The 16,880-nt window shown below is 60.4% G+C and carries 12 protein-coding genes; 3 read left to right on the top strand and 9 right to left on the bottom strand.

The features are described from left to right. Positions 1–53: 53 nt before the first annotated feature. Positions 54–1,139 carry an AI-2E family transporter gene (locus CWI75_RS06335; RefSeq protein ID WP_101520639.1) on the top strand — a complete coding sequence of 362 codons (1,086 nt, stop codon included), beginning with the start codon at positions 54–56 and terminating at the stop codon, positions 1,137–1,139. A 17-nt stretch (positions 1,140–1,156) separates the two neighbouring features. Here CWI75_RS06335 and CWI75_RS06330 read toward each other — a convergent pair whose 3' ends face one another. From CWI75_RS06330 to CWI75_RS06310, 6 genes are read right to left on the bottom strand one after another with little or no spacing between them, the layout of a single operon-like run. Beyond that, positions 1,157–3,160 (bottom strand): acetyl/propionyl/methylcrotonyl-CoA carboxylase subunit alpha, encoded by a 2,004-nt coding sequence (locus tag CWI75_RS06330; RefSeq protein WP_101520638.1) that lies wholly within the window; start codon positions 3,158–3,160, stop codon positions 1,157–1,159. Next, positions 3,147–3,977, bottom strand: coding sequence for an enoyl-CoA hydratase/isomerase family protein (locus CWI75_RS06325; RefSeq protein WP_241521101.1), 831 nt, complete (start codon positions 3,975–3,977; stop codon positions 3,147–3,149). The genes CWI75_RS06330 and CWI75_RS06325 overlap by 14 nt, the downstream gene beginning before the upstream one ends. A gap of 14 nt (positions 3,978–3,991) precedes the next feature. Then, complete coding sequence (locus tag CWI75_RS06320; protein ID WP_101520637.1) at positions 3,992–5,626, bottom strand: acyl-CoA carboxylase subunit beta; 1,635 nt, start codon at positions 5,624–5,626, stop codon at positions 3,992–3,994. 52 nt (positions 5,627–5,678) lie between these two features. Further along, positions 5,679–6,134 carry an AtuA-related protein gene (locus CWI75_RS18635; protein WP_241521100.1) on the bottom strand — a complete coding sequence of 152 codons (456 nt, stop codon included), beginning with the start codon at positions 6,132–6,134 and terminating at the stop codon, positions 5,679–5,681. Between the two features lie 5 nt (positions 6,135–6,139). Further along, positions 6,140–7,504 carry an acyclic terpene utilization AtuA family protein gene (locus CWI75_RS06315; RefSeq protein ID WP_241521099.1) on the bottom strand — a complete coding sequence of 455 codons (1,365 nt, stop codon included), beginning with the start codon at positions 7,502–7,504 and terminating at the stop codon, positions 6,140–6,142. A gap of 58 nt (positions 7,505–7,562) precedes the next feature. Further along, positions 7,563–9,968, bottom strand: a complete 2,406-nt coding sequence (locus CWI75_RS06310) for an acyl-CoA dehydrogenase (RefSeq protein WP_175580200.1) — start codon at positions 9,966–9,968, stop codon at positions 7,563–7,565. Positions 9,969–10,274: 306 nt separating this feature from the next. Here CWI75_RS06310 and sodB point away from each other — a divergent pair, with 306 nt between their 5' ends. Next, entirely contained in the window at positions 10,275–10,856 is a 582-nt protein-coding gene (gene sodB, locus CWI75_RS06305) for a superoxide dismutase [Fe] (protein WP_101520635.1), read from the top strand. 48 nt (positions 10,857–10,904) lie between these two features. On the opposite strand, the gene CWI75_RS06300 is transcribed toward sodB, so the two are convergent. Beyond that, positions 10,905–11,354, bottom strand: a complete 450-nt coding sequence (locus tag CWI75_RS06300; protein WP_101520634.1) for an Lrp/AsnC family transcriptional regulator — start codon at positions 11,352–11,354, stop codon at positions 10,905–10,907. A 173-nt stretch (positions 11,355–11,527) separates the two neighbouring features. Between CWI75_RS06300 and CWI75_RS06295 the strand changes: the two genes are divergently transcribed. After that, complete coding sequence (locus tag CWI75_RS06295) at positions 11,528–13,201, top strand: aminotransferase class V-fold PLP-dependent enzyme (RefSeq protein WP_101520633.1); 1,674 nt, start codon at positions 11,528–11,530, stop codon at positions 13,199–13,201. Here CWI75_RS06295 and CWI75_RS06290 read toward each other — a convergent pair. Next, entirely contained in the window at positions 13,183–14,910 is a 1,728-nt protein-coding gene (locus CWI75_RS06290) for an amidohydrolase (protein ID WP_101520996.1), read from the bottom strand. The two genes, CWI75_RS06295 and CWI75_RS06290, sit on opposite strands and share 19 nt — an antisense overlap. Before the next feature lie 98 nt (positions 14,911–15,008). Then, a complete protein-coding gene (locus tag CWI75_RS06285; RefSeq protein ID WP_101520632.1) occupies positions 15,009–16,880 on the bottom strand; it encodes a hydantoinase B/oxoprolinase family protein in 1,872 nt (623 codons plus the stop codon).

Here is a 16,880-nt window from a genome sequence, read left to right as displayed (position 1 = left end):
CGGAAATGCCCTGCGAGACCACATGATGGACCCTATGAATATGGACCCAGGCCATGACTGAACCACCCCGATCGCCATACAACCCGATAAGCCCACTACTCGGTGCCGCCGCACTGGTTATCATTATTGGCGGTATCAAACTGGCAGCGCCAGTGGTGGTGCCGTTCTTGCTGGCGGCGGTGCTGGCCAGCATTCTGATCCCACCATTGAACTGGCTCACGCGGCGACGCGTACCGCTGGCCGTTGCCATGGTATTGCTATCGCTGGGCCTGCTGCTGATCTGGTTACCCCTGGCGGCTATTATCGGCGCCGCGTTCGACGAATTTTATGCCGAATTACCCGCCTACCAGGACAAGATTCAGGCAATGGTGACAACCCTGGCAGCCTGGCTGGGAAACCATGGTATTGAAGCCGGCCGCACAGCACTGGAGGATGTGGTCAAACCCTCGGCGGCACTGTCTTTCGTGCGTCAGATCGGCGGCGGCATCGGTACCGCGCTGACCAATATCTTCCTGATTCTGTTGACGGTCATTTTCATTCTGCTGGAATCGTCTGAATTCCCCCAAAAACTGCGTATTGCACTGGGGGAGCGCAAAGAAGTACTCAATTCATTTCAGGAATTTTCCCAGCGCCTGCAGGAATACCTGCGTATCAAGACGCTGGTGAGCCTGGCAACCGGTATCATCCTGGCACTCTGGCTGTGGCTGGTCGGACTGGATTTCGCAATGCTTTGGGGGGTGCTGGCATTCCTCCTGAACTACGTGCCCAACATCGGCAGTATCATTGCGGCGGTACCTGCCATACTCCTGGCCACGGTGGCGCTCGACTTCACTGGCGTACTACTGGTGACCGGGGGGTTTGTTACGGTAAACGTGTTAGTGGGAAATGTGGTGGAGCCCCGTATGATGGGCAAGGGACTGGGGCTTTCGACCCTGGTCGTGTTTCTTTCCCTGGTATTCTGGGGCTGGGTGCTGGGCCCCGTCGGCATGCTGCTTTCCGGCCCCCTGACAATGATCGTAAAACTGGCACTGGAGGCCAACCCCCAAGCGCGCCGCTTTGCGATTTTGCTGGGCCCTGCACGGGTTCCGGCACAAAGCGAAAGCAACTTCGCGATAGACAACACCGACAACCAGTCATGACAGCATTATTAGCGGGACTATCGCGTAACGTCTTCTGCGATCTCGATAAGCACCATCCCCGCTGATACCTGCCGACCCGTCTCGGCGTGAAGCCCACTGACCACGCCAGTGACCTCGGCCAGCAGGCGATGCTCCATCTTCATCGCCTCCATCACCAGCAGCTCCTGTCCCACGCTGACGCTCTCGCCCACAGCTACGGCAATCTGTAGAACGGTGCCATGCATCGGTGCTTTTACGACGCCCGAGCTGGCCATGGCAATCTCGTCGCCACGGGTAAAGGCAAGCAGGTTGGTGAAAACGCCTGCGTACGCACCGAGCTGCAGGCTGACACAACCACGACCGGTAAAGGCGTAATTCAGCGGCTGTGCAACACCGTCGGCTGTCACCGTCGCCAGCCCCGGGCTGTCTTCCCCAAGCCAGGCCAGGACGTGGTGGCTGTCATCCAGCACACACTCATAGCGGCCAGCGCCTGTTTGCCGGACGGCAATATCAAGGACCTCATCGGAAACTGTCGGGTAACGGTAGTGCGCGTGGATGGCACGAATGCCGGACCACCCGCGCAAATATGTAGCGGGACTGGTTTGCATTCGCTCGGAAGCCGCGACGGCCTGGCGATACTGGAGCACTGCCGCAGTGCAGTAGTGCACCCGCGTTGAAGCGGCCGGCTGCACGCCATCGGGAAATTGCTCGGCAATAAATGCGGTGGTGGCAAGGCCCGCCTCAAACTGCGGACTCTGCACCACGTCCAGCAGGAACTGGCGATTGTTTGCCGGACCGAACAATACCGTGGTTTGCAGCGCCCGCTGCAGGCGCCGGCAGGCAGTCGCGCGATCCTCCCCCCAGGCAATAATCTTGGCTACCATGGGATCGTAAAAAGGCGACACCTCCTGCCCTTCGGCAAGGCCGTGGTCCACCCGGATGCCCTCCCCCGCGGGTTTGCGCCAGCGATATACGGTACCGGTAGCAGGGAGGAACCCGTTAACGACGTCTTCCGCGTACAGGCGCACTTCAATCGCATGCCCGGACAGTACAACATCGGCCTGGGACAACGGCAGAGGGTAACCCTGGGCCACCTGCAGTTGCAGCGCCACCAGGTCCAGCCCGGTGACCATTTCCGTTACCGGGTGCTCTACCTGCAGGCGGGTATTCATTTCAAGGAAGTAAAACTGCCGGTCGGCATCAAGCAGGAATTCCACGGTACCGGCACCACGATAATCAATGCTGCGGGCTGCATTGACCGCCGCCTCGCCCATGGCCTCGCGCAGCTCGGGAGTCATCACCGGACAGGGAGATTCCTCCACCACTTTCTGGTGGCGGCGCTGTATTGAGCAGTCCCGTTCGCCCAGGTGAATATGATTACCGTGATGATCGCTCAACACCTGGATTTCAACGTGCCGCGGCTGCAGCAACGCTTTTTCAAGAATCAGTTCACCACTGCCAAAGGCGTTCTCGGCCTCGGAACGGGCCGCGGCCAGGGCCGCTGGCAGGTCGGCAAGATCGTGCACCAGACGCATACCACGGCCACCACCGCCCGCTGCCGCCTTCACCATCAGCGGTGCACCAATCTGCTGTGCAGCCTTCACCAACGCGCTATCGGACTGGTCTTCTTCCTGGTAGCCGGGAATGCAGGGAACTCCCGCCGCGAGCATCAGGCGCTTGGCGGCGCCCTTATTACCCATCAGGCCAATAGCATCCGCGGAGGGACCGATAAACACGATTCCCGCATTTTCACAGGCCCGGGCAAAGTCCGCATTCTCCGACAGAAAACCGTAACCGGGATGAATCGCCCGGGCGCCGGTTTGCGCGGCCGCCTGTAAAATACGCTGCGGGTCCAGGTAGGATTCCTTCGGCGGTGCGGGGCCGATCAATACCGCTTCGTCCGCCATTTGCACATGCGGCGCGTTCGCGTCGGCCGCCGAGTAGACGGCTATGGTGCGATAACCCTGCTGCTGCGCGGAACGTATTACCCGCACCGCTATCTCACCGCGGTTGGCAATCAGTACACTATCAAACTGTGCCATTTCTGTTCTCCTGTAGCGGCTGCCAGTGCGGCCTGCGTTTTTCAGCAAAGGCAGCCATACCCTCCCGGGCTTCGTCGCCAAGCATGGCATCGGCAAACCGCTCGGCGGCAAAAGCCACCATGGCATCCGGCGCCAGGGTCGCGCTGGCACTGATAATCTGCTTGGTCAGGGCGATCGCGCCGGGCGCACCCCTACGGGCTTCCGTCAACAGCCTGGCCAGCGCCGCATTGAGGGCGACGCCGTCCGCCACCAACTCATGGGCAAAGCCCAGCCGCCAGGCTTCGGTGCCGTCAAAGCGCTGCGCCGTGAGCAACAGACGCCGGGCCTGGGAGGCACCAATGCGCTCGATCACCACCGGGGTGATCTGTGCCGGCGGAATACCCAGGGCAACCTCGCTGAGCGCATAGCGAGCATCCGCGGTGGTAATAACGACATCGGCAATACAGGACAAGCCGAGCCCGCCAGCCATCGCGACACCTTCAATGGCCACCACAAACAATTGCGGCAGTGCCCGCACCGCGCGTAGCAGGCGCCCAAAATCGGCATTGGCCTGAACGATGCTGTCGCGACTGGCGCCATCCTGGAATACCGTGCGGAACATCGTGAGATCGCCACCGGAACAAAAACTGCCGCCCTTGCCACGCAACACCACAAAGCGGTACTGGCGCTGTGCAGGCAAAGCTTCCAGCACCCGGGCGAGCTCCTCCGCCATCCGCGCGGACAACGCATTGCGGGTTTCAGGCCGGTTGAACCAGATGGTCAGGGTATCGGTTTCCTCGTCGAGAACCAGGTCGTGTACCGCCGGCAAGGTCATCATCGTCTACTCCGCATTTACATTCGCCCCACGCCGAAGGTATTGCTGTGCAGGGTGCGCCGACGCGCCTCCCAGCAGGTTTGCAGTGCCATTCCCACTACCTTGCGGGAGTCCCGGGGGTCAATCAGGCCATCGTCTAGCATGCGCCCCGAGGTGTAAAACGCGCTGGACTGGGCATCGTAATGGGCGATCACTTTCGCTTCCCGGGCCGCGATCTCCGCCTCGTCCACTGCAATCCCCTTGCGGGCGGCACCGGCGCGGAAAACCTCGGTCATGGTGCGCGCCGCCTGTTCGCCACCCATCACCCCGATCTGGGTATTGGGCCAACTGAACAGGAAATCGGGATCATAACCCTGCCCGCACATACCGTAGTTACCGGCGCCAAAACTGGCGCCGATCATCAGGGTGATGCGCGGCACCCGAACATTGGTAACTGCCTGGATCATTTTGCTGCCATGTTTGATCATGCCGGCCTGCTCGTACTGGGTACCCACCATGTAGCCGGTGATATTCTGCAGGAACAGCAGGGGCACGTCGGACTGGTCGCAGAGCTGGATGAACTGGGCGACCTTGGTGGCGCCGTTGGGATCGATGGGCCCGTTGTTGGCGATAATTGCCACCGGCATCCCATAGATATCGGCCTGCAGGCACAGGGTGGCGGGACCATAGTCCGGCTTGAACTGCAGGAACGCGGAACCATCCACGATCCGCGCCACCACTTCTCGGGCGTCGTAGGACTGGCGATAGTCCACCGGCACAATTCCCGGCAACTCCTCCGGGCTGTACAGGGGTTCGGCAAAGCCGCGCGCGGGGGGCCGGGGGCAGTGGCGGTTCCAGTCCAGGCGTGCCACCACCTGGCGACAGATCGACAGACCGTGGGCATCATCCTCCGCCAGATATTCCACCAGGCCGGAGACAGTCGCGTGCATGTTGGCGCCACCCAGGGGTTCATCTGCGGCAACCTCGCCGGTGGCGGCCTTCAGCAGGGCGGGGCCGGCCAGATAAGCTTTGCCATTACCCTTCACACCGATCACGTAATCACTCAGGCTGGGCATGTAAGCGCCCCCCGCTGCCGAGGCACCGTGCAATACCACGACGGTTGGAATGCCCGCGGCACTGAGCCGGGCAAGGCGCGCAAATACGCCGCCACCCGCCATCCACATCTCCACCTGGTATTCGAGCAGGTTGGCGCCGGCACTTTCCACCAGGTGTACAAAGGGCAGTTTCTGCTGCAGGGCGATATCCATCACCCGGGAGGCCTTGGTGGTGGAGGTAGTGGTCATGGCGCCGGCGTTGATACCGGAATCATCCACCGTCACCATGCAGCGGGTACCGCTGATATAACCGATGCCGCAGATATAGGCGGCTCCGGGCACGGATTTGTCCGGATCACCGGTATCAACCAGGAAACCGGCCATATTGCCAATTTCCAGGAACGGGCTGCCGGGGTCCAGCAAACGTGCCAATCGCTCCCTTGGCAGCAGCTGGCCGCGTTTCTCGAAGCGGGGCCTGGAGGCATCAGACAGAGCCGCGGTGCGTGCCAGCGCGGCCCGCATCCGGTCTATCAGTTGCTGCTGTTGCTGCTGGTTCGCGACGTAGCGGTCACTACCCGGCATAGCGGTAGATTCAAAGGGCAGTAAGGCATCGGTCATTGTTTGTCTCTTTGCGCTCAAATGTTATGAGGCGGCCGAGTGCCGCCTGTTTCTAAAGCAGATCCTGTGGCAGCGTGATCAGTTCGGTGAGTAGCAATTGTGCATAACACTTGCCCTGGGGGTCGGTGCGCAGGCTGGCCACACCGCCGCCGGCCAGTATGTCATGCAGCAGGAAATTGAGCGCATGGGTGCCCGGCAGGTAAAAACGCTGCACCGGCTGCGCTTGCCCGGGCCGGAGAAAATGGCTGAAGAATGTCTCCACCCTCTCCCGGGTCAGGGCTGCCGCAATCCAGGGCAGGTACTCGGGCCGACGGGCGATAATCCCGATATTCACCTTGTCACCCTTGTCGCCACTGCGGCCAAAGGCCAGGGTTTCCAGTGGCACCGACACCAGCCCGCCACTATCGACCTCCGGCTCTGGCGGCAGGGGAGTCGGTAGCTGCGGCTGCGGTGATACGATGGCCGGAAGCGGCGCCAGTGTGACTTCCTTGCCCTCTACATCCACCACAATTGTTAACGCTGGCTTGGGCAGTAAAAAGGAAAACAGGCGCACCACCGGCGACGGTTTGGCGCGAGCGCCGGCGAAACTGCACAGGCCCGGGGTGCCGCCAGGGCCATGCCGGTCATTTCCTTGAGAAACAGCGCCACGCCCTTCGCGTCCGGATGTTTAACCGCAATTTTCAGGTCTACTTCGCGGCTATTGGCCCGCGTTGCCGCAGCACCAAAATGCGTTTCAGCCCCATTGATCTCCACACTGGTCTCGGTAAGGTCAGGCAAGCCCGCGCCAGCCAACGTCGTGCGGGTACGGGCAAAAACCCCATCGGCAAAGTATTGGCTCTTGCGCGCCGCATCGCGGCCCACCATGGTCCAGATATGGCCCGCACGAAAACCATCCATCCAGGTAACGCTGACCTTGCACGATGGGGGTACTCCGGCGCCTCGCGCACCACACACCCGCACCCGATCCGGAGCGATTTGTTCAAGGGTTACCGCAGAAAAATCGCACACCACATCAGGCAGGATATACGCCTGCGGGTCACCTATCTCATAGAGCATCTGCTCCGCGACTGTGCCCACCGTGACCGCGCCACCGCTGCCGTCGGGCTTGCCAACTTCAAATTCACCGGAGGCCTCCATGACGGCCAGCGGATAGCCGGCATCCGCAAGCGTGTCGACCACACTTTCCCAATCGGTGAAATTGCCGCCTGTTGCCTGGGTCCCACACTCCAGGATGTGGCCCGCCAGACTGCCCCGAGCCAACAGGTCCAGATCGTCCGGCTGCCAGCCAAAGGCGTGAATACAGGCGCCAAGGGTGACCGCGCTGTCCACGCAGCGCCCGGTAATGACAATATCAGCACCCCGATTCAGCGCCTCGGCAATGGGAAACGCGCCGAGATAAGCGTTGGCGCTGGCTACTTTATCCGCCGGGGGAAACGACTCTCCGGTAAACATTTCACGAATAGTGTCGGTACTTTCTGCAGTACCTTCGGCATACCCCGGCACCCGGTCCATGAGGTCATCTCCAAGCACCACCGCCACCCGCAAATCCAGGCCCTGTTCGAGGATAAGTTGCCGCAATGCCCCCGCACAGGCCCGGGGGTTAACACCGCCCGCATTGGTGATAACGCGCACGCCCTGCGTCGCAATTCGTGCCAGGTTGGGTTTCATTGCCGCGCTGACAAAATCGGTCGCGTAACCCTGGCTCGGGTCCGCCGCTCTCGCTCGCGCCATGATCGACAGGGTTACCTCGGCAAGGTAGTCGTACACCAGGTAATCAAGGTTCTCAACGGATAGCAACCGGGTGGTTGCCATGGCCGCATCACCCCAGTAGCCGGAAGCGCCACCGAGCGTGATGCGGGTTTTCTTGTGTGCGGTCAAACGTGCTCCTCAAGCAGGCCGGCAGGCCGTCATTCACGTCATTTCGACAAGCCGGCGGTTATAGCAGGGTTTCGAAATGATCTGTCAGTACACAGTCGCGACGGCGGGCATCGTAAGCTCGCAGCGGTTCTACCTCCTCCTCGCTGATCACCTTCAGGGCAACCGCCTCAGCCAGCGCATCATCAAGGCTATCCGCATTCAGCTCGCCTTTACTCCAGGCGCGCTGGAAGGCCTGAAATGCCTTGTCGACGGTCAGCAGCATTTGATAGGTGGTTTCCACACGACCCACCGAATCCTCTGGATTATCGCTGACATAGACGTGGGCGGCCATTGCTTTGCGCACCGGGTTGGGCTCCATGATCTCAGCCCCCAGCGCGGTAATACTGGCATCATTCGGCGTCGGAAACGCGCGCCCCAGGGGCAGGCAGGCAATCCGCAGACTCACGCCCAGCCACCGCGGCCTGAAATTGTCACAGAAGACCAGCAGGGCCTGCTGCGCCGCATACAGGCACTGCTGGAGAGCAAAACCGGCGTGGGCATCGGCAGACGGGCTGCGCGGCTGGGTGCCGCGGTACTTGAGGATGCTGCAGGCGATGAACAACTGGCTGTGCACATCGCCAAGCCGGGCAGAGAGCAATTCCCGCCGCTTGAGATCGCCCGCCAGCACGCCGAGCGCCGTATCACCCGCGGTGGCCAGAGCCGCACTGAGATGGTTGATCCGCTGGTACCAGCGCCGGCTGAACTGATCGGCATCTGCCGGAACGGCGGTAAACCGCGCTCCGGTGAATCCGCACAGCAGCACCCGTACCAGGTTACTGGCGACATGTCCGGCGTGCTGCAACAGCAAGGGTTCAAAAGCGGCGACTCCGCTGGCGCGGTTCTCGGTAGACAGGGTTTCCATTTCATCGAACAGGTAGGGGTGACAGCGTATCGCGCCCTGGCCGAAGATCATCAGCGAGCGGGTGAGAATATTCGCGCCCTCCACGGTAATCGCCACCGGCAGTGCACGATAGCCGGCTGCCAAAAAATTGCGCGGTCCCAACTGGATGCCGCGCCCGCCGGTAACATCCATGGCGTGGTTCACCAGCCTGCGCATGCGCTCGGTGGCATGGTACTTGGCCATCGAGGTCATCACCGACGGCGTACCGTCCTGCAGTCCCCGGGTTACAAACTGGCGCATCGCCTCCAGGGTGTAGGCGCCGGCCGCAATATCGGCCGTGACTTCCTGCACCCCTTCAAATTTGCCCACTTCCATATTGAACTGACGCCGAATACGCGCGTAGGCTCCCACCGTCAGGTAACACATCTGGGAGCTGGCTGTAGCCAGGGCCGGCAGGGAAATCCCGCGTCCGGCACCGAGACATTCAATGAGCATGCGCCAGCCCTTACCGGCCATCTCGGGTCCGCCAATGATCCAGTCCAGGGGGATAAACACATCGGTGCCCATAACGGGCCCGTTCATGAATGGCGCCCCGGGGTTATGGCGTCGACCGATCTCCACACCCGGGTGAGTCGCTGGTAACAGGGCGCAGGTAATGCCGTAATCCGTTTTTTCCGGATCGCCCAGCAGACCATCAGGGTCGCGCAACTTGAATGCAAGGCCAACCACAGTGGCCACCGGGGCCAGCGTAATCCAGCGCTTGTGAAAGTTGAGCCGTAAACCCAGGACCTGCTCACCTTCAAAATCATCCTTGCAGACTACCCCGATATCCGGAATGGCACCGGCATCGGAACCCACTTCCGGGCCGGTGAGCCCAAAGCAAGGCAGTTCCGAGCCGTTGGCCAGGTTGGGGAGCCAGTGCTCCTTTTGCGCCTGGGTGCCATATTTTATCAACAGTTCGCCGGGGCCCAACGAGTTGGGCACCATGGCCGTTACGGCCGCGGCGATTGAGCGGCTGGCAATCTTGCTCATGATCCGGCTCTGGGCATACGCGCTGAAATCGCGCCCGCCGAATTCCTCGGGGATAATCAGGCCGAAGAAACCTTCCTGGCGAAGGTAGTCCCACACCTCGGGTGCAAGGTCCTGGCGCTGGTGCTCATCCCATTCGTCAATCATTGCACACAGCGTGTTGACTTCATTATCGAGGAAAGACTGTTCCTTTTCAGTCAGTACCGGTGGATTGATCGCAGCAAAGCGATCCCAGTCCGGTCGGCCACTGAATAAATCCTTTTCCCACCAGGTGGTGCCGGCCTCAAGCGCCTCGCGCTCGGTGACACTCATCGGCGGCATCGCCTTGCGCAGTGCGGCATAGACCGGCTCCACCAGGTAACGCCGTCGCCACTGGCCCACATTGAGCAGGCCGATCACCAACAGCGTGGGCACCAGCAATATCCACATGCCACCGTGGTAAAAGGTCAGGAGTACGGTGCCGATCGCTACGGCCAATGAGCCGGGCAGCAGGCCAGGGCGATATAACAGCACCGCGCCCACGAGAACCAGGAATAGAATAATAGCCAGCAACATAATAACGCCACCTCATGCCTGGGCGGCCCGTTAATGGCGCCCCGTTTCGGAAAGACAGCTACAACCTTAGTCTATTAAGGTCCATGCGCACAATCTCCGCAACTGCGCCCGATTTCCTTCCAGGCCGTCACCTCGACTGGTGTGGACTGGCCGGGGCTGGCTCAGGTAGCTATAATACTGGTTCTGCGTTAGACAAAAACCAATAACAGCACCGCAACCCGCATTCGTGGGAGCGGTGACAACATCGATATACGCTCTGGCCGCTGGCCACCCAAACATCTTGTTGTACAACTGGAGGTACATACTATGGCTTTTGAACTGCCCCCCCTACCCTACGCCCGGGATGCCCTGGCGCCGCATATTTCCGAGGAGACTCTGGACTACCATTACGGCAAGCACCACAACACCTACGTAGAAAAGCTCAATGGCTTGATACCCGGTACCGAGTTCGAAGGCAAATCACTGGAAGATATCATCCGCACCTCTGACGGTGGGGTTTTCAACAATGCCGCCCAGGTCTGGAATCATACGTTTTACTGGCACTGCATGAGCCCGGACGGTGGTGGCGAGCCCACCGGTGATGTGGCTGCGGCCATCGACGATGCCTTTGGCAGCTTCGCTGACTTCAAGCAGGCATTCACGGACTCCGCAGTCTCAAACTTCGGCTCCGGCTGGACCTGGCTGGTCAAAACCAATGACGGCACGGTAACCATTGTCAATACCAGCAATGCTGAAAATCCGCTGACCGACAGCACTGTAACACCGCTGTTGACAGTGGATGTCTGGGAGCACGCCTACTACATCGACTACCGCAACGCGCGCCCGAAATACATGGACGCATTCTGGGCCCTGGTAAACTGGGAGTTCGTCAACAAGAACTTCGCCTGAGCCCCTTCCGGTACCGTACCCATAGTGGTGCGGTACCGGCCGATATCCCTACGTTAATGGCAATACCGTGGTCGCCTTGATTTCCTCCATCACAAAACTGGCGGACACATCCGAGAGGTCAGCGCTTATCAGCTGCTGGTAAAGGCGATCATAGTCCGCCATATCCACCACTACCGCCTTCACCAGATAGTCCAGCTGCCCTCCCAGCCGATACACTTCCAGTACTCCCGCCATACCCTGTACAAGCTCTCGAAATCGTTGCGCCCAGGCTTCATTATGCTGGTTGGTGCGCAGGGTGATAAACACGGTAAGCCCCAAGCCCACGCGAGCCGCGTCCAGCAGGGTCACACGCCGGCGAATGATACCTGCCTGCTCCAGTTTCTGGATCCGCCGCCAGCAGGCAGACTTGGATACCCCCACCCGGTCTGCAAGCTCACCTACCGACAGAGACGCATCCACCTGGACCAGGCGCAGCAGCTTTTTGTCCATGGAATCCATGTTGGTTTACACCATCCCCATAATTGATGGAACAATATTCCAAGATATGCCTTTATATTGAAACATATTTTCGTAAAGAATCTTTAAAAAGGCACAAAAGGGCACAATGTTCCACCCCACAGCCGTTATGCTCTGGATCCTTACAAACCAGACTGACGGTGGAACTCCAGCCCATGAATACGTTAATTGACAAGATTCGCCAGGGCGTTATCGGCCAACACCAGCCGTTCACCACACCCTTTGGTCGCAAACCGCTGGTCTATGCCGATTACACAGCCTCCGGCCGCAGCCTGGATTTTATCGAAGATTATATTCGCGACCAGGTGCTGCCCTATTACGCCAACACTCATACCGACACCTCTTATACCGGCGCCCATACCACGGCGTTGCGTGAGTCTGCCCGGGAAATGGTGCGCAAGGCCGTGAACGGCACTGCGGCGGATAAGGTCATCTTTTGTGGCGCGGGGGCGACGGCGGCAATCAACAAACTGATCGACGTACTGAACCTGCGCCTGCCGGCGGAACTGGACGACCGCTGTCGGCTGTCAGCCATGCTACCCGATGAGGAGCGACCGGTCGTATTCATTGGGCCTTACGAACATCACTCCAACGAATTGCCCTGGCGCGAAAGCATTGCAGAACTTGAAGTCATCCCCCTGGACCAGGCAGGCGGTATTTGCCTGCAGGCACTGGCCGCGGCACTGCAAAAGCACCAGCACCGCAGCCGCTTAATCGGCAGTTTCTCGGCGGCGTCCAATGTCACCGGGATAAAAAGTGATATCAGTGCCGTAAGCGCGCTACTCAAGCGCCATGGGGCCCTCGTCTGTTGGGATTACGCCGCGGCGGGACCCTATGTCGGCATAGACATGAACGGCGAGCAACCGCTGGATGCCATATTCCTGTCACCGCATAAATTTGTCGGCGGCCCCGGCACGCCGGGTATCCTGGTGGCCAAGAGCGCGCTGTTTTGCAATCATGTGCCGGCCATGGTCGGTGGCGGTACCGTGATCTACGTTACCCCGGAAGACCACGTCTATAGCACCGATATCGAGCGCCGCGAAGAGGGTGGCACCCCGGCAATCGTGGAGTCAATCCGCGCGGGCCTGGTGTTCTCACTGCAACAGGAAGTGGGTACCGATGTGATCCAGGCACGGGAGGGCGCCATGGCGGAGCGCGCCATGCAACGCCTGCGGGCCTGCCCTGGCATTGAAGTTCTCGGCAGTCTGGATGCGGCAAGACTACCGATTTTTTCCCTGCGCTTCCGCCACGGCGAGCACGACCTGCACTACGGCTTCGTGGTGTCACTGCTGAATGACCTGTTCGGGATCCAGGCCCGCGGCGGTTGCTCCTGTGCCGGGCCCTATGCCCACAGCCTGCTCGGGCTGGACCTGGCCTATAGCAAACGACTGGAAGCGGCCATCACTGCCGGTGCCAGCCTGATGCGCCCGGGCTGGGTGCGGCTCAATTTCAATTATTTCATTGGCGAAGCGGAATTTGAGTATCTGCTGCGGGCGCTGGAGCTGGTTGCCGAGCACGGTTGGCGACTGCTGCCCTATTACCAGTACAGCGCCGGGCACGGCGTGTGGCGCCACCAGGGCGAACATCGCAACCGCCCGGATCCACTGGCGGCATTGCGCTGGCAGGAAGCCCCCGGCACCGAACCCGATACGGGTACCTGCCCGTCACTGGCGCAGCAGCTGGCATTGGCAGAACGTGAGTTACTGAGGCAAGACCGGGGTGCCATGCAGACGTATGACCTCGCGCTGCCACCCGCCCTGGAAGCCCTGCGCTGGTTTGTGTTGCCGCAGGACGTCGCGCAGGCAAACAGCTACTCTGCCGCCGTATAAACCACGCGGCCATTGACCATGGTGAGCACAACACGGGCCCGGTGAATGGCGTAGGGATCAAGCTCGAACAGGTTATCGCTGAGCACGACCAGATCGGCTTGTTTGCCCACTTCAAGGGAACCAATATCGTCCTCCAGGTGCAACTGGTAGGCCGCGTCCAGCGTGTAGCCGCGGATCGCCTGTGACAATGATATGACTTCACTTGCCCGGGGCTGGGGAATGAAATCCGGGTCACCGGGAGGGCGCCGGGTAAGCGCCATTTCAATATTGAACAGCGGGTTCAGCCCATCCAGCCCTATCCAGCTGGCGGGGTAATCGCTACCCAGGGTAATGCGGGCGCCGCCCGCGGCAATCGAGCGCAGCGGGTAATGCTGCTGCAGACGCTCCTCACCGAGAAACTCCAGGGCAATATCATCGTACACATACCAGCTGGGCGTGGACTGGGCGATAACCCCAAGCTCGCCAAAGCGCGGCACATCCGCAGGGTTAACGATCTGCACATGGCACAGGGTAAAGCGGGAGTGCGTGTCGGGGTGACTGCGACGCGCCTGCTCCACCATGTCCAGGCCCAGGCGCACGGCGCCGTCACCCAGGGTATGCAAATGCACATCGATATTATCCGCGGCCGCGCGCACTACGGCGGCAGTGGCCTCCTGTGGCGGCACCAGCGGTTGCGCCAGGTGGCCCGCCGGCTTGAGGTAGGGTTCGAGCATGAAGGCCGTCTGCGCTTCCACGGTGCCATCCAGCGACACCTTGAGCGTGCGCACATCAAAAAACTCCGAGTTGAAGCGGGCATTCAAATCAGCCAAGTCGACCGCTGCAGTCGCCAGTTTCTGCACTGTGTTCACGTAAAGGGAACCCACCACACGCAGCGGCAGGCGCTGCTCGGCCACCAGGCGCTCAAACAGCGCGAGGGTCTTCTCACCGCCATCGATCATGCCGGCGTCAAAGGCCGCGGTGATGCCCATCGCGGACAGGGTACCAAGGAATTCGGATGCCCCCGCCTCCAGGCTGTCCGCGGTGGTCACTTCAAGCTTTTCACTGACCCAGTTGAATGCCGCACCCTCGATCAACCAGCCAGTGGGGGTACCGTCCGGGTAGCGCTTGTAATAATGCACCCCGGGCACGGGGTCTGCTGTGTCGGCGTCCAGGCCCACCAAAGCCATCGCCCTGCTGTTGATCCAGGCGGAGTGAAAACCTTCGTCGAACATAATGGCCGGACGGTCCGGCACCGCCCGGTCAAGGTCCGCCGCAGTGGGCCCGAGCTCGCCAAAAGCCGCGCCCAGGAAACCACTGCCGATCACGGGATTCTGCTCGGGATAGGCAGTCGCATGCCTGGCAATGGTGGCGATCGCTTCGTCCGGGCTCATTCCCGGCCCCAGCGCCGCAGCAAAAATATAGGGGATGGTATCGCCCACGTGCATGTGGGTGTCGATAAAACCGGGCAACATCATTTTGCCGCCGAGGTCGGTCTGCCGCGTGTCGGCATCGATATACGCCGCGGCGCCGGCATAATCGCCAACATAAACGATGGCATCATCGGCAATGGCGAGAGTGTCGGCCCAGGGTTGCGCGGCGTTCAGGGTATAGATTCGCGCGTTATGGAACACCTGCCCGGCCGCTTCGGCAGCGCCGGCGGATTGCCACGAAAAGCTGGCAAGAACACACAGGAACGCAGGAAAAAACCGCGATAAAGGTAGTGACAGCATGGGCAGGGTATCCACGTAAAACAGCGATTATATCGCGATTTCCGGACTACCGCTGAAGCCCATTCGGTGGACTCCAGCAGGCTCATGCTTCCAGCCCGCTAGCGGGCGGCGGAAAAGGTTGGCGGCGTGGGTGCAGGCAGGTGTGTTTCCTGCTCGCAGCGGGCCCGCAACTCCTCAATAGTGCCACCGCGGTTGAACAGTGGAATATCATCGCCACGTGCGGCAATACGCTCACTGCGCAGGGCCCGGCTGGCAGCACTGTCAACACTGCCGTCGGCCGCAATTACCACGCCGTAACGTTGCGCGCCCTGTGCTGTAACCAGCCGCCGCTGCACATCCTGGCGCACCAGCTCCGGGTCGCGCTGGTAGGGGTCGCCCCAACCACCACCGCCCCAGGTATTGAAGTACAGCAGATCGCCCGCCTTCACCTTGACACCTTCGGCCTTGGCTGGCAGCCATTGTTCGGAACCGTCCGCGCGCACCAGCCGCTTGGTGGAACGCATTCCGGTCTCGCCGCCCAGCACACCCCAGGGATAGGTGAGCCAGCGCTCGTCGTGAATACCCACGTCGCCATCACAAAGGAAGCGGTAGGCCACACTCAGGCCATTGCCACCACGATGCAACCCGGCACCACCGGAGTCGGGAATGGTGGCATACTGCTCGATGCGCAGGGGAAAATAGCTCTCGATGAATTCGTTGGGAACATTGGTAAAGCCCGGCCACAGGGAGTGGCCGTCCGGACCATCGCCCACCGGGCGCCCGGGGATACCGCCAAAACCGATCTGGAACAGCTGGAACCATTCGCCATCGTCCTTGTAACCCGAGAAAAACAGGTGCGGGGAATCGGAAAACCCCGCCGCATTGAGCATCTGCTCCGGTGCCCCCATACCCAGCAAGGCACCCAGCAGATCAAAGATCCGCCCGAGGGCGTGGGTACGGCCAGAGAGCGCCGCAGGGAACTTTGGCTTGAGCAGTGTGCCCGCGGGAATACGCACGTCCACCAGATCGTAGAAGCCGTCATTGAACACAATCTGCGGGTCTACCACGTTTATGGTGAAAGAGCCGAAGAACATCTTGAACATGTCTTCATTGAGGAAGAAGTTCACCGAGCTCTGGGCCTGCGGATCAGTGCCATCAAAGTCGAAGATTGCCTTTGATCCCTCGCGCCACATACGGCACTTGATTCGGTACGGCCCCATGCCCATGCCGTCATCACAGAGGTAGTCCTCGAACTCGCGGGGCTGCTCCGGAATGAACATCTCGATGATATGTTTCATGGCATCGTAGTTGCGTTGCAACATGACATCCATGGTGGAAAACAACACATCGTCACTAAAACGTTGCGCCAGCTCCACACAGCGCCGGGCGGCGGTGTTACAGGCCGCCACCAGGGCATTGAGGTCAAAACGATTCCATTGCGGCGTACGCACGTTGTGCAGGATCAGTTCCAGAATATCTTCCTGCAGCACGCCCTTCTTGTAGAGCTTGATCGGCGGAATGCGGATGCCTTCCTGAAAAATGGAGGTGGCTTCAATAGGGATGGATCCCGGCACCATACCGCCGTTGTCGGACATGTGGCCGAACATGGCGGACCAGGCGATATGTCGACCCTCCTTGAATACCGGTACCAGCACCACCCAGTCAGGTAAGTGTGAAACAGCGGCATTGCACATGTAAGGATCATTGGTGAGGATGATATCGCCCTCCTCGATATCCGCATCGTAGGCTTCCAGGAAAGGACCGATAAAGGAGCCGAACTGGCCCACCACCATTTTGCCGTCGCGATTGGCGATCATCGGGAAACAGTCGCCCTGCTCGCGGATACCCGGCGACATGGCTGTGCGGAACAGTACCGCGTCCATTTCCTCGCGGGCATTGCGCAAGGCATTTTCGATAATATCCACGGTGACACCGTCTACTTCGACAGTGGCCAGGGCGTTGTTATTGGTCTGGATAATTCGTGCTGTCAT

The organism is Kineobactrum sediminis (assembly GCF_002868715.1).
Taxonomy (GTDB): Bacteria; Pseudomonadota; Gammaproteobacteria; order Pseudomonadales; family Halieaceae; genus Kineobactrum; species Kineobactrum sediminis.
This window is presented reverse-complemented; position numbering and strand designations above follow the sequence as displayed.

What these genes read in the sequence shown, in the direction of transcription:
- CWI75_RS06325 (WP_241521101.1), bottom strand. Translation starts at nt 3,977, where the DNA reads ATGATGACCTTGCCGGCGGTACACGACCTGGTTCTCGACGAGGAAACC.
- CWI75_RS06295 (WP_101520633.1), top strand. Translation starts at nt 11,528, where the DNA reads ATGAATACGTTAATTGACAAGATTCGCCAGGGCGTTATCGGCCAACAC.
- CWI75_RS06310 (WP_175580200.1), bottom strand. Translation starts at nt 9,968, where the DNA reads ATGTTGCTGGCTATTATTCTATTCCTGGTTCTCGTGGGCGCGGTGCTG.
- CWI75_RS06300 (WP_101520634.1), bottom strand. Translation starts at nt 11,354, where the DNA reads ATGGATTCCATGGACAAAAAGCTGCTGCGCCTGGTCCAGGTGGATGCG.
- CWI75_RS06285 (WP_101520632.1), bottom strand. Translation starts at nt 16,880, where the DNA reads ATGACAGCACGAATTATCCAGACCAATAACAACGCCCTGGCCACTGTC.
- CWI75_RS06330 (WP_101520638.1), bottom strand. Translation starts at nt 3,160, where the DNA reads ATGGCACAGTTTGATAGTGTACTGATTGCCAACCGCGGTGAGATAGCG.
- sodB (WP_101520635.1), top strand. Translation starts at nt 10,275, where the DNA reads ATGGCTTTTGAACTGCCCCCCCTACCCTACGCCCGGGATGCCCTGGCG.
- CWI75_RS06290 (WP_101520996.1), bottom strand. Translation starts at nt 14,910, where the DNA reads ATGCTGTCACTACCTTTATCGCGGTTTTTTCCTGCGTTCCTGTGTGTT.
- CWI75_RS06320 (WP_101520637.1), bottom strand. Translation starts at nt 5,626, where the DNA reads ATGACCGATGCCTTACTGCCCTTTGAATCTACCGCTATGCCGGGTAGT.
- CWI75_RS06335 (WP_101520639.1), top strand. Translation starts at nt 54, where the DNA reads ATGACTGAACCACCCCGATCGCCATACAACCCGATAAGCCCACTACTC.